Below are 13,258 nucleotides of genomic sequence, written 5' to 3' on the forward strand. Positions count from 1 at the left end.
TTGAATATTAAAGGATTTGATAAATATGCTGATATTACTTCAGCATATTTATCAAATCCTTTTTGCGTTCTTCAGGCCATACTTGCAAGTTTTCCAGCTTACCGTTTCTAACAGTTGCTTCGATGGTAGTGTTGTAAGGCGCATGTAGTTTGAAATGCACATTCCATGCTTTTGGCCAGGAAGGCAGCAGATAAATCTTTTTGCCATCAGTTTGCAGCAACATTTCTTGTAGTCCAATCATGCCCGAGCCGCCCCAGTTATGGTCTGGTGTCCAATCGAAACCTGGTCCCCAAAATGCCGGAAACCGCCGGCCTGAATCTTTTAATTTAAATGAAGTTAGTTGGGCAGCCTCATCAGTAAATCCTAATCGGGCCGCAAAAATATTATCTTGTTTCCAGCCCGAGCCACTACGAAATTTAATAGCCAAAGTATCGTATTTCCAAGTGTTTAAAGCTATGTCTAAATTAGGCTTACCCAAGCCGTAAACTCCCCACGGAAAAACAGGATAAAGCTGCATTGTCTCCACATTATTTACCCGTTCCCAAACCTGTGCAGGTGCAATGGTTTGATGCCCATCAAAACTACGGAATGGAATAGGGGGAATACGCTTTAACATAGTTTCCCATTCCTTCCGATGCTCGGCACTCAAGTATTGATTAGAAAGCTCTAGTAAACGGGTAAGTACGGTTTGTAAGGCAGCAATGGTAGAACTGGAATTATAAGCCATTTTGTAAGTTTCGCCACCGGCACCGGGGTACAAAACAAGGTGACCATTCCCATCCAGCGTTTTGTTGCTACGTAAATGGGCTAAATACTGGTAGTGTTCGTTAAAAAATGTCAGGCAGCTTTCAATAAAAGGAACGTATATGGAAATGTCTTTACCAGTGTACCGCTCTGTGTCTAACATCATCAAACAGAACTCTAATACGGTGTCCCATTCATATTCCAGCCAGGCATTATATTCTACGCCTTTATCAAAATCGGCAGGACGCTTTAAGCCATATTCGGCGATGTTGGGTAACCCAAAATTTTCTACCTGCTCGGTAAAGCAAGCACCTTTATGATTCCAGTACACTTGCGAACGTAATTCGGCGTTATGCAAGCTACGCAGATAAAACTCAAATTGGGGTTTCATCATCTCCCAATCGCCATTTTTTAGCATGGGCCAATAGACTAAACGCTGATTTTGGGCTGTCATAAGGCCGCCACCCCAATTGCGAAAATCAGGTGTAAGTTTAACGGTAGAATCCGTCAACTGCGGATCATAAGTGAACAGGCCACCGTTAAACTTAGTAGGGTACTTTCCATAAGCATTACAACCCAACATATACCGGAACAACTGATAATTACGTCCGGTTTGCCAAGCCTCGCTGTTGTGATTATTATCATCAATAAATACAAAGCTTCGGTTCCAGTACTCTTTCCACCAGATTTGCGTATTGGTTTCGGCTTGCTTTTGATGTTGTTCGGCTTCAGCAATGACTTGGTGTAGCCCGGTAATCCATTGGTTAACCTCTGGTGTTTGTTCGGTATGTAAGTAAATATTAACTTCTTGTTTACGGGTAGCTTTAACACTTTGCAATTTCCAGCCTTGATAAGCGGTACTTAAGTATTGGCCAGAGTAAGTACCCGCTGGTTGCATACCTTCTGCTTGCAGGGAGCCACCAAAAGTTAAATTTTTTATTGGATTAAATAATTGAGCTTTGACCGAACCTAAACCCTCATGAACAACCGTGGTGTCAAAAATAGTAGTTGCTGCATTGTGATGATAAAACTGAATGGCATTGCCTGTAAAGTTAACTTGATCTTTATAGGTTTTAATAGCTGGGTTATTAGCCCATTTCCATGAATCCTGGTTGTTCTCCTTGCCTTTAAGTGGCCGATCCGCATAACGCCAGCTTTCATAGCTAGTTTCGGCTTTTACTGGCTTATTGCTATTTATTTCTACATGGACAACTGGTCTGAATACATCCACCCACAACTTAACTTGAGTGGTAACGCCTGCATGTGTACCGCTAATATTTACCGATCCGGTTTGTAAAGATAACTCCTGTTTAAAATCTGAACCTTCAAACGGGTTAGGGGATAGCTTTACTTTTATTCTACCTAACTTTAAAAAGGTATTATTCTCATCGAAAGTTCCGCTTTTGGATAAGTAAAACAGCAACTCGCCTTTTTCTACCCATACATTTAACCCGATATCGCCACCGCCACAAGGCATAGACTCGCCAGCGTTTTTGCTCTGGCTGTTCCATATAATATTGTCTTGCTTCAGCTCAGGTGATTGTGCTAACGCTTTACCCACAAACAGGTTTGCAAGCAGGATAAATAGGAGAGATGCAGTTTTCATGATATATTACCAGGAATCAGTTCGAAACGAAGATACTGGTAATCCGCCAGTGCTATATAAATCACCTATAACAAAATCGCGAAAAGCATAGCGTACAGCCACAGGTTCTTTTACATCAGGTGCTGATACAGAGACAGAACTGCCATTAATAACAGCTTTTGCTGGGTGAAAAACTTTGTCTTTACCAGCAATTTCAAAAGTATTTAATTCTTTGCCGTAGGAGGTCAATCCATTAGCTGCATTTTCAAACTTTAGTACGGCAATGTTACCCGTAATGGTCATAGCGTCGTAAGATGGACTAATTGCATCAAAACCTTTTATACCGTAAGTTTGTGCCAGGGCTAAATAAGCCAGCCGGGTGCCGCCAGGTTCTTTGTGGGATGGGTGAATGGTAGCTTGTTCGCCAATATCCATCAACACCGCCATGTTACTGTTAGGAATCACTTTAACCGATTTGCGTTGCGCATCACGTAAGTAAGCTGAATTATATTTCCCGCCTGAATTATAAGGTGGTAGCTGGGCATAATCATAAGGTGCAATTTGTGCATAATAGAACGGGAAATTGCCTTCATTCCACAAATCTCTCCATTTGGCTACCATAGCTGGAAATAGTTTTTCGTATTGGTCAGGCCGGTCGTAATTAGATTCGCCCTGATACCAGATACAGCCCTTAATGCCATAGCCTATAACCGGATATATCATACCCTTGTACAACGTAGTAGGAGTGCGGCTTACCGCTTTGATAGAATCTGTTTTAGCCGGGATTTTAATTTCGGGAAAAGCTTTAAGTACATCCGGATCCATCCAGGCTTCAATAGATGAACCACTGTAGCTATCATTAATTAAGCCAATGGGTACATTAAGTATTTCATTCAGTAACCGACCGAAATAGTAACCGGTAGCACTAAAATTGCTTACAAATTCAGGACCGGCCACATGCCAGGGTGATGGTTTGCTGTTTTCTTGCAGTTCGGTTTTTGAAGAACGCGGAACCGTGTATATGCGGATGTTATTGTTTTTAGATTTTAATATAGCTTCATTTGTGCCGATAAGCGCCTGCCCCTTAAAACCCTTCATGGGCATTTCCATGTTAGATTGCCCAGTGCATATCCATACTTCACCAATAAGTACATTATTCAATTTGATGGCTTTACCATTGCTAATAGTTAAATTATACGGGCCCCCTGCACTTGGCGTAGCTACTTTAACTTTCCATTTGCCTGTACCATCGGCTTTAGTCGTGTAACTTTTACCATTCCAAGAGGTAGTTACTTTAACTGTTTTACCTGCAACATCCCAACCCCACACCGGTACTTGCATTTGCTGTTGTAGCACCATATCATCAGTAAATATTGATGCTAGTTTGGGTTGAGCATTGATGCACAAGGAACAGAATAGAATTGTAGTTAATGTAAGTGTACTTTTAATAATGGTACTCAGATTCATGTAGGTTAACATTTTAAAGACTGGTTAGTTACTATATACAAAGCACCCCGCTTGTATAAGCAGGGTGAAAATAAAACAACTTTATAAGTTATAGGGGATAAGGGCGTAAATAGAAAATCAATGTATCAATAATGTTATCATAACCATTTTCTTATTGAATAGAGACGACACCTTCAAAGGAGCGCTTGGTGCCTTGTGGGGAGAAGCAAGCAATCATCTCTTCAGCTTTGTTCACCATGTTTTCTGAGCCAATAAAGATCGCTGAACGCTGATGCGGCTCTTTGACCTCCAGCTCCAAGATGCGCTCATAACCGTTCGAGGCTTTGCCACCGGCTTGCTCTACTAAAAAGGCCATCGGGTTACATTCATATACCAGGCGCAGCTTACCCAAAGGTGCATGTGCGGTCATCGGGTACATGTAAATGCCGCCTTTCACCAAGCTGCGGTGCAGGTCGGCTACCATCGAGCCGGTGTAACGTGAGGTGTAGGGGCGGTGCGTTTTGGCATCCTCTACCTGGCAGTACTTGATGTACTTTTTGACGCCATCCGGAAAATGCGCGTAGTAACCTTCATTGATAGAGTAAATATTGCCTTCTTTAGGCATTTGCATGTGAGGGTGCGACAGGCAGAACTCGCCAATAGAAGGGTCTAGGGTAAAGCCGTTTACCCCTTTGCCGGTGGTATAGACCAGCATAGTGGAAGAGCCGTAGATGATGTAACCTGCTGCGATCTGATCGGTGCCGCGCTGCAACACGTCCTCTAACGTTGCTCTGCCTTCGGTAGACTTTCTGCGGTAAATGGAAAAGATGGTACCTACTGAAACGTTAACGTCGATGTTAGAAGAGCCATCCAGTGGATCAATGGCTACGATGTACTTGGCATCTTGTGAGACTTCGTTGTCAATGTACACGCAGTCTTCGTTCTCTTCGCTCACTACGATGCAGCACTCGCCACCGGAGGTCAGGGCCGAGATGAACTGTTCATTGGCATAGATGTCGAGCATCTTCTGTCCTTCGCCCTGGATGTTCACGGAGCCGGCATCACCCAGGATGTTAGCCAGACCTGCTTTATTCACTTCGCGGTTGACGATCTTGGCGGCAATGCCGATGTCACGCAGCAAACGCGAGAGCTCACCTTTGGCATACGGATGATCGGCCTGCTTTTCAATGATGAACTGCCCTAACGTCTTGATTGATTTCATATATCGTAGAAATTTAATGTTTTACTAAAAGTTATCCAATGCACAAAACCGCGGTATGGTAATCAGGTAAAATGCTGATTAACAACCGATAGTTTGAAATAAAAGTAGCTGTTGTTTTACTCAGGTTTAATTGCTATAAGCAAAATTAAAAGAATGGTGTTGAGGAAACTTGCACATTTTGGCTAATTATTATATGATATTGCCGCAATAATACCATATACAGTAAAGTATACCCTCAAAAGAGTACAAAATAGTCTGTTAACAAGCGCTAGTATAGCGACTAAGCTTTTTTACGGATGAACTTCTATAGCAAGTATTCTTTTTAACTGTAACATGCATATTGGTATATGCAGATCTTAAATGAACACTATTTAACTTACTAGCGGTGCACCTAAGGTATTTTCTTTGGCAATCAAGTCAGCAATGCTGGTGCGGGAGAGAATTTCAAGCGTAGCGTCTCTGATTTCTATAAAAGCATTACGTATACCGCAGGTTGACTCATTGTGGCACTCATCGCAACGGTGATAAAAATTCAGGCTTGCACAAGGTACCATGGCAATTGGTCCGTCAGTAATGCGCAGCACCTGTACTAAAAAAATATCTTTCGGATCTTTATTCAGTATATATCCACCGCCAGCGCCCTTTTTGCTGTAAAGCAAGCCTGCTTTACGTAATTCAAGTAAAATAGCTTCCAAAAACTTTTTAGGTATCCGCTCCAACTCTGCAATTTGAGCAATTTGCATAGGCGGTTGGTTAGCGTTTTTCCCTAAAAGGATAAGCGCTTTAATAGCATACTTGGTCTTTTTGGACAGCATATAATAAAAGTAGTTACAAAGCTAATTTATAATAAGCTTAAAGTAATAACTCTTCAATTTAAAATAAAAGTCTATAAAGTCTATGATATTTGTAGGATATATGAAAAGTGATTGTATATTCGCCTTTGATTATTGAAAGTTCTTTTTATACTTATCCAGAAAGACTGAGGGAAAGGCCCTGTGAAGTCTTAGCAACCTCTACCAGCTTTGGCAGGTGAAAGGTGCTAACTCCTGCTTCTGCTTATTGCAGAAGAAAGATAAGATGACAAGTTTTACCGCTTGTTCATAACTGCGACTGTTCGTCTCAGTTCTTTCTGGTATAAGTTAATTACAAGTACAATTAACTTAATATTTAACCATGAGAATTTACCTTGACAATGCCGCTACAACTCCTCTAGATCAGGAAGTGTTTAATGCCATGACTCCTTATTTGCTCCATCACTTTGGTAACCCATCTTCGCAACATGAGCAGGGTAGGGAAGCGCGGCAGGCCATTGAAGCTTGCAGGGCAACTATTGCCGGGCTGATCAACGCGTTACCTGAAGAAATCATCTTTACATCGGGTGGTACTGAAGCCGATAATACAGCTATCATGTCGGCTGTACATGCCCATCAGGTTCAACATGTTATTACTACCCGCTTTGAGCATCATGCTGTGCTGCATACATTGAAATCGTTGGAAAGCAAAGGTGTTATTACTGTGAAATTCATATCGTATAATAGCCAGGGCGAGTTAAACCTCGATCATTTAGAAAGCTTATTACAACAACATCGCAATAGTTTAGTATCAGTAATGCATGCTAATAATGAGATTGGCAACCTGAATGATATTGAATACATTGGTGAGTTATGCCACAAGCATGGAGCCTTATTCCATACCGACACGGTACAAACTATAGGGCATTACCAGCATGATTTACAAAAGTTAAAAATTCACTTTCTGGCTGCTTCTGCACATAAGTTTCATGGGCCGAAAGGTGTAGGTTTCTTGTATTGCCGAAAGGGTACCCGGTTAAGTCAGCTTATTCATGGAGGAGGGCAGGAAGGTAGCTTGCGTGCCGGTACTGAAAATATTCATGGTATTGTCGGCTTAACTAAAGCTTTACAACTGGCTTATGCACATCTGGATGAACATCAACAATATATTCAAGAATTAAAATATCATCTGATTGACCGCTTAGTTGATGCCATACCTGATGTAAAATTTAACGGTAACTCGGCAGAAAGTGTTAAAAGCTTGTACACGGTACTGAATGTAAGCTTCCCTGCACTATATGGCGTTCGTGGTTTGTTGCGATGTTTAGATCAAGAACAGGTTTCTGTATCTGGCGGTAGTGCTTGTTCAAGCGGTTCAGTTTCCCATGTATTAAGTGCATTGAATGCTGATATTACCCGGGAGAACATTCGCTTTTCTTTCAGCAAACTCAATACAAAAGCAGAGATCGACCAGGTTATCGATGTATTAACTCACATTTATACACTTGTAGCTGCTTAATTGAACGTAATAAACAGCCAAATTCTAAAACTAACAAATCACGATTACAATGAATAACTTAAAACAGATTTATACATTATTATTTGTGCTTACACTAACCTCAATTAGCAGAGCGCAAAATACACCAGCTATTACGCAGAACGACGAACGCGGGTATGTAGTCAAAGTAGGTGATCAAGCACCAAATGATTTTGAACTGGTACTCACGAATGGTGAAAAAACATCACTTAAGCAATTAAGAGGAAAAGTAGTGGTACTACAGTTTACCGCCAGTTGGTGCAGTGTTTGCCGTAAAGAAATGCCGCATCTAGAAAGTGACATTTGGAAAGCTTATCAAAATAAAAATGTAGTGTTGATTGGCGTTGATCGTGATGAACCGTTGGAAAAGGTGCAGAAATTTCATCAGGATATGCAGATTACTTATCCTTTAGCGCTGGATCCGGGAGCTGATATTTTTGGACGGTTTGCTGATAAAAAGAGTGGTGTTACCCGCAACGTAGTGATTGATCAAACCGGAAAAATAGTTTTCATGACACGCTTGTATGATGTTAATGAGTTTAATCAGATGGTTAAGGTAGTTGATGGCTTAACTGCTAAAACCGTTGCATCTTCTGAATAAAAATACTTTGCTGGCGGAGTGGCCGAGTGGCTAGGCAGGGGTCTGCAAAACCTTTTACGACGGTTCGAATCCGTCCTCACGCCTCTATTGTAATCTACCTAACATTGTATCTAGAACGTCAGCTATGTCAAAAATTACTCGCAAGAACAGAGAAAATACGATTGTACAATGGAAGGTAGATTAAAGGTAATTATATATTCTACCCCATTATTTAGCTGTTTTAAACGTATCACGGTAGCCAACACGAACTGTGTAAAAACTAGCGATGAATCTCATAACCAAGTAAAGGTTAAAGCTTGAACATTTGATTCAAACTGTCAAAGGAACGTTTGTTTAACTTTAAAGTACTTGGTTCAGTGTTTAATAGGGCTAGATGGCGGATTTATAGAGCCGTTAACCATACTCTTGAAAGAATTTTTTGAATTGAAGCGTACTAGTAATCTTGCTAAGATTCAATCCTCCTAAATGCCACAGGTAACTGAAAATGCAATAATTTCTGATCGTCGGCTATATAGGCTTGTTTATCGACACATCGATGCTTGTAAAAATACTGTTACTCATATTTACGTAGTTGATACGATAAAACATTCGATAAGCTAATTGATATGAGAAAACAGATTTTTACCTTCCTAAGCGTTGTGCTGACTTGCGCAGTGCTTATTTTTCAATCCTGTAAAAAGGATAAAACCACAACCAGTTCCAGCAGTTCAGCCACGATTACGGCGCTGACCTGTTCCAGTACTGCATTTTCAGGAACGGCTTATGCTTCAACCGCCTTTACAGGTACGGCTACCGTGCCTTATACCGGGGGTAATGGTGCTACCTACAGTGCAGGCGCAGCTATATCTTCTACCGGCGTGACTGGCTTAACAGCTACGCTGCAAGCAGGTACCTTAGCCAGTGGTGCGGGTAATTTAACTTACACGATTGCAGGGACGCCATCCGGAACAGGAACGGCAACGTTTGCAATCACTTTTGGCGGTCAGACTTGCAGCTTTGCCATGACGGTAAGTGCGGCAACATCCACAACAGGATGCAGCACATCCAACACTGTAGCTGCAAAGGTGCTATGTGCCGTTCAAACGTTTGAGGCCACACTGACCACTACACAGTTGGCTGGCGTACAATTCAGTTACACTAGCGCTAATGCGATTAAGTGGTCTAACCTGCCTTGCGGTTCACAATGCCGTGAAGGTTTGGAACTAAGCTCACTTACTTCTACACAGCTTGCTGCGGCTATGGCTATCGTTGCTGCGGCATCTGGCACAGATGCGAATCAGGGTTACAGTGAAGCTACGCAGATCATTGCGGCGGATGACGTGCTGAAAGCGACTGCCGGTGGTACGACTTATAGTTCTGGCAACTATTTTATTGCATTCGTGGGCACGCCAAGCGCAACCGGTACCTGGCAGCTGCAATTTGGCGGTCACCACTTAGCGATTAATCGTACTTTTTCAAATGGAGCTGAAACTGGCCCAACGCCTTATTTTATCGGTGTGGAACCGAAATCCTGGACCTCTAATGGCTCTACTTATGCACCGCTGGATGATAAGCATACCGCCATGCAGAATATGTTGGGTTCCTTAAGTTCTACACAACTGGCCAGCGCTAAGCAAAGTACAACTTTCAGCGATGTGGTATTAGGACCCAATACTGATGGCAAATTCCCTTCTACCAAAGTTGGTGTTGCCGTAAGTACCTTAAGTTCTTCACAACAGGCTTATGTATTAGCTGCCATTAAAGAGTGGACGGATGATTTGGATGCTACTACGGCAGCTTCTATTCTAGCTACATATCAGGGAGAGCTGAGCAGTACCTATATTGCTTATGGCAGTAATAGTAGCGCAACCGCAGGCTCAGCCACTACTTTCCTGACTACTAATACTGACTATGTTCGTATTGACGGGCCAAGTGTGTGGATTGAGTTTGTTTGTCAGAGTGGCGTGGTGTATTCAAGCCAAATCCATTACCATACAGTATGGCGCGATCATACCCGTGACTACGGCAATAACTTCACGTTTTAAAGCTGAAAACAGTGTTTCATAAATTTTATAAATTTGATAACAGCCGTCCCTTCCGTTTAGGGCGGCTGTTTTCCTTGACCATTTTAATGGTAGTGTTAGGTTTTCTTCAAGGCTTAGCCCATCCTATGCCAAACTCGGTGCTGTTGTTGGATATTGGCGGTCATAGCGTCAAAGCCGAATTGCAATTGCCTTTAAATGAATTAGAGTTGGCTTTTGGCCACGATGTTAACCGGCATTCTGAAGGACTAGTGCAACGTTTAGGACCGCAACTGAATACCTATTTACTCCAACATATGCATCCGGCAAGTATGGATGGAAAGAAGTGGACAATACAAATTAGCAGCATGCAGGTACAACCTGTACAGCAAAGTATGAGCGGCCCTTACAATGAACTGACGGTTCAGCTTATGCTGCTGCCGCCGGAGAACGAGACACCTCGTCACTTCATGCTGAACTATGATGTCATCATCCATCAGGTGGTCACTCATTTTGCGCTGGTTTCAGTAAGGCAGGACTGGGATAATGCGCAAACGGCAGGACACCCTTACCAAGTAGCAGCTATTCGCATGAACACGGTGGATAACAAACTTTATCCTGTAGAAATCAATGTGCAGGAAGGTGCGCTTTGGACTGGGTTTACCAATATGGTGAGCTTGGGCATGAACCATATCAAGGAAGGAACAGACCACCTGCTTTTTCTTTTGACACTTTTATTGCCAGCGACTTTAACGGTTAAAAATAGGCGCTGGAACGGCTTTGGCGGTACAAAAAGGAGTTTAACCAACATTTTGAAAATTGTTACAGCCTTTACCATTGGGCATTCTGTTACCCTCATCATCGGTGCTTTAGGTGTCGTGCATTTTCCGGGCCAAATCATTGAAGTTTTGATTGCATTAAGCATACTGGTTTCCGCTGTTCATGCCTTAAAACCAATCTTTCCGGGCAAAGAGCTTTATATTGCAGGAGGCTTTGGGCTAATTCACGGTATGGCTTTTGCTGAATCGCTGATTAATCTGAACCTGGATGGACTGCGCATGATGCTCAGTATCTTAGGTTTTAACTTAGGTATTGAATTAATGCAAATTTTAATCATTGCTATTATCATACCTTGGTTAATCATACTAAGTAGAAACAATGCCTATGCAGGTTTACGCATCATTGGATCTGTAGTGGCCGCTATCGCAGCCCTAGCCTGGATGACAGAGCGTATCAGTGGTGAACCTAATATCATCAGCAGTATGGTGACGAATGCAGCTGAATATAGCTTCTGGATCATTCCTGTTTTAGCCATAGCAGCTTTTGGTAGTTATGTTGTAGTTTCTAAGAAACAAACGTCCAAACACATTGGCGTCGATATATGATTGAACATTGCCAGTACCCACAGGAACGCTTACCTAAAATAAACGATAGTAGATAGAATGGTATAAATACTCGCCTGATAGTCCAGCAAAATGCAATTACTGCAATAATTGCCTAAATAGGAGTAATTAGCCGTAAATCAATTATTAAAGTAAAGGCCTCACTTTCTAAGTACTTTATCAAGTAAGGGGCGTTTTGGGAAATGTTCAATCCTTTAGTTGGTATTCGGAAGTGAAGTAGTATATTAAGAATGTAATTTGGCAAGTTATTAGAATAACCGGCTTGCAAGTATCGTCTTTCTAATTACTATACCATATTTGGGGCATCTTAAAGAAGCGAAAAGTTGCTATACTCATTGTATCCCGCTTTCTTGATATCGAGAGTTTATTTCATTTTGGAGGCCAGATAATCTAGCATGCTACCTAATAACAAAATAGCAGCTCCAATTTCAAATAATAACTCGTAAGAATGGTAAATGGAAAACAGGTAAGACAACAGGTATGCCGTGCCGGCATGGGTTACCGACTAGCAAACCTGTATCGCCTTAATGGTGGAATCTGGTAATTTGAGTAGATGGCTTAAAAGAAGATGTCTATATAGTCTGTAGATTCACCATCGCAGTTTAACATAGACTGTAGGCGCCAGTACTTACGTTTGCCGGAAGCCTTGAAGATGACCAGCCCTGTACTTTCGCAAGGTTGCCCGCCATTGATATAGGATATACGCGATACGATCTTGCCGTTAAACTTCAGTTCACGCCCCCTAGCCAAAAAAGTACCCTTTATGGTTATATAATCATTTTTGAGTTTGTCTCTTTGCTCACCTTCAATGCTGTATTCATCTTTTCCTAGCGATTTGATCATTACCGTTCCGGGTTTAGCTTTATTAAAGGCGATCCACTGGATGGTGAAAGAATGGGAGCCAACCCGAACTGGTAAAGTTTGAGCAGTTGCTGCGAGCGTATAGCATAACCATAAAGCAATAAACAAGGTAAACTTCATATCTATAATTGGATAGGTGTTTATCCTAAACAGGCAATCATTTGACTTGTTTAAAGCCACCGTCAGTCTTACGGTAATTGCCTGTAAAAGGCCGACTTGCTCAAAGGGCTTCATTACGCCCGGTTCCGGTGGTACCCGTACCGGTTTTCCAAGTCTTTGACTTTTTGTACATCACAACCAAAAACAGAGAGGCAGAATCTGTTCCGTGGAGGCTCTTTACTGTAAAAAAGCACATAACAGTCATAAGGTACACCCCGGCTTTCCAGTTCTTGCTTCAGGTTCTGAAGATCATCTTCTGTTTTGACGAAGCCAATCAGATGCTTGTTAGCATTAGAGTCAGCCTTGATAATACTGAATGCATGAGCCACTGCCTCTTTTTCAATGGTGAAATATTCCAAGTCCTGCCGTTGTCCGCGTTCGGTATACTACCAAACATAAGCGTTGCCGTTAAAGTCCAGTCCATATCCTTCATCAATCCGGATCTTACCGATGGCATATCGATCGGCATAGCAATTTGTGCTTAACCATGCTAATAAGTCATTTATCGTTTCTGGTATCATCGCCTATTACTCAGATTTAGTCGCTAGAGGGCCTAACTGCCAGACGGGGTTTATTTGGCATTCCACCATGGATACTTCTCCTCGGCTAATGCTTTCTTGCTCTCTGGCTTACCATCGTTGGCCAGTTTGGCTTTCATGTAGTTCTACCAGCCGTTTTTTGGTGTATTATCACTCACGTAAAATTCCCCTGCACCGGTATCCAAACTGTCGCTCTCCGGTATACGAAAATCGTCCCAATTGTAGGTCTTGCTAGCGCCACCGCTATAAGACGTCAAGCTGGCCACACATTCGTTATTATATAAAACCATCACCGGTACCAGAGGGTCATAAGCAAACTGACCCTGCTTATTGATATACCAGTTTGTGGTCAAAATAATTGCATGCAGCA

11 protein-coding genes, 1 tRNA gene and 1 riboswitch are annotated in these 13,258 nt (G+C 42.1%); of the genes, 5 read left to right on the forward strand and 7 right to left on the reverse strand.

All coding sequences use genetic code 11. The features are described from left to right. Nucleotides 1-34 precede the first annotated feature (34 nt). The 4 genes from HH214_RS16220 to HH214_RS16235 all read right to left on the reverse strand — a co-directional run bounded on the left by HH214_RS16220 (nt 35) and on the right by HH214_RS16235 (nt 5,812). Complete coding sequence (locus HH214_RS16220; RefSeq protein ID WP_169609362.1) at nt 35-2,350, reverse strand: DUF5703 domain-containing protein; 2,316 nt, start codon at nt 2,348-2,350, stop codon at nt 35-37. A 6-nt stretch (nt 2,351-2,356) separates the two neighbouring features. Then, entirely contained in the window at nt 2,357-3,796 is a 1,440-nt protein-coding gene (locus HH214_RS16225) for a sialate O-acetylesterase (protein WP_169609364.1), read from the reverse strand. Between the two features lie 151 nt (nt 3,797-3,947). Beyond that, the gene (gene fbp / locus HH214_RS16230) at nt 3,948-4,997 is read right to left on the reverse strand and encodes a class 1 fructose-bisphosphatase (protein ID WP_169605622.1); all 1,050 of its coding nucleotides are present in this window, start codon (nt 4,995-4,997) and stop codon (nt 3,948-3,950) included. Nucleotides 4,998-5,368: 371 nt separating this feature from the next. After that, nucleotides 5,369-5,812, reverse strand: a complete 444-nt coding sequence (locus HH214_RS16235; RefSeq protein WP_169609366.1) for an RrF2 family transcriptional regulator — start codon at nt 5,810-5,812, stop codon at nt 5,369-5,371. Between the two features lie 148 nt (nt 5,813-5,960). Then, a riboswitch (SAM riboswitch) is annotated at nt 5,961-6,076 on the forward strand. A gap of 94 nt (nt 6,077-6,170) precedes the next feature. Between HH214_RS16235 and HH214_RS16240 the strand changes: the two genes are divergently transcribed. The 5 genes from HH214_RS16240 (at nt 6,171) to HH214_RS16260 (ending at nt 11,311) form a co-directional block, all read left to right on the forward strand. Beyond that, complete coding sequence (locus tag HH214_RS16240; protein ID WP_169609368.1) at nt 6,171-7,307, forward strand: cysteine desulfurase family protein; 1,137 nt, start codon at nt 6,171-6,173, stop codon at nt 7,305-7,307. Between the two features lie 49 nt (nt 7,308-7,356). Next, nucleotides 7,357-7,926 (forward strand): peroxiredoxin family protein, encoded by a 570-nt coding sequence (locus HH214_RS16245; RefSeq protein ID WP_169609370.1) that lies wholly within the window; start codon nt 7,357-7,359, stop codon nt 7,924-7,926. Between the two features lie 12 nt (nt 7,927-7,938). Beyond that, nucleotides 7,939-8,010, forward strand: a tRNA-Cys gene (locus HH214_RS16250). Nucleotides 8,011-8,531: 521 nt separating this feature from the next. Further along, nucleotides 8,532-9,950, forward strand: a complete 1,419-nt coding sequence (locus tag HH214_RS16255) for a DUF3500 domain-containing protein (protein ID WP_169609372.1) — start codon at nt 8,532-8,534, stop codon at nt 9,948-9,950. 11 nt (nt 9,951-9,961) lie between these two features. Continuing rightward, nucleotides 9,962-11,311 (forward strand): HupE/UreJ family protein, encoded by a 1,350-nt coding sequence (locus HH214_RS16260; RefSeq protein WP_211166239.1) that lies wholly within the window; start codon nt 9,962-9,964, stop codon nt 11,309-11,311. Between the two features lie 576 nt (nt 11,312-11,887). On the opposite strand, the gene HH214_RS16265 is transcribed toward HH214_RS16260, so the two are convergent. From HH214_RS16265 to HH214_RS16275, 3 genes are all read right to left on the reverse strand, one after another. Further along, nucleotides 11,888-12,310: a hypothetical protein gene (locus HH214_RS16265; RefSeq protein WP_169609374.1), complete on the reverse strand. Its 423-nt coding sequence runs from the start codon at nt 12,308-12,310 to the stop codon at nt 11,888-11,890. Nucleotides 12,311-12,423: 113 nt separating this feature from the next. Then, a complete protein-coding gene (locus HH214_RS16270; protein WP_169609376.1) occupies nt 12,424-12,708 on the reverse strand; it encodes a hypothetical protein in 285 nt (94 codons plus the stop codon). 305 nt (nt 12,709-13,013) lie between these two features. After that, a complete protein-coding gene (locus HH214_RS16275) occupies nt 13,014-13,241 on the reverse strand; it encodes a hypothetical protein (RefSeq protein WP_169609378.1) in 228 nt (75 codons plus the stop codon). Between the last annotated feature and the right edge of the window lie 17 nt (nt 13,242-13,258).

It is taken from the genome of Mucilaginibacter robiniae, assembly GCF_012849215.1.
In the GTDB taxonomy this organism is placed as follows: Bacteria; Bacteroidota; Bacteroidia; order Sphingobacteriales; family Sphingobacteriaceae; genus Mucilaginibacter; species Mucilaginibacter robiniae.

Bases quoted from the DNA above. Each gene is read 5' to 3' on its own strand.
- HH214_RS16245 (WP_169609370.1), top strand. From the start codon at position 7,357: ATGAATAACTTAAAACAGATTTATACATTATTATTTGTGCTTACACTA.
- HH214_RS16235 (WP_169609366.1), bottom strand. From the start codon at position 5,812: ATGCTGTCCAAAAAGACCAAGTATGCTATTAAAGCGCTTATCCTTTTA.
- HH214_RS16255 (WP_169609372.1), top strand. From the start codon at position 8,532: ATGAGAAAACAGATTTTTACCTTCCTAAGCGTTGTGCTGACTTGCGCA.
- HH214_RS16265 (WP_169609374.1), bottom strand. From the start codon at position 12,310: ATGAAGTTTACCTTGTTTATTGCTTTATGGTTATGCTATACGCTCGCA.
- HH214_RS16240 (WP_169609368.1), top strand. From the start codon at position 6,171: ATGAGAATTTACCTTGACAATGCCGCTACAACTCCTCTAGATCAGGAA.
- fbp (WP_169605622.1), bottom strand. From the start codon at position 4,997: ATGAAATCAATCAAGACGTTAGGGCAGTTCATCATTGAAAAGCAGGCC.
- HH214_RS16225 (WP_169609364.1), bottom strand. From the start codon at position 3,796: ATGAATCTGAGTACCATTATTAAAAGTACACTTACATTAACTACAATT.
- HH214_RS16220 (WP_169609362.1), bottom strand. From the start codon at position 2,350: ATGAAAACTGCATCTCTCCTATTTATCCTGCTTGCAAACCTGTTTGTG.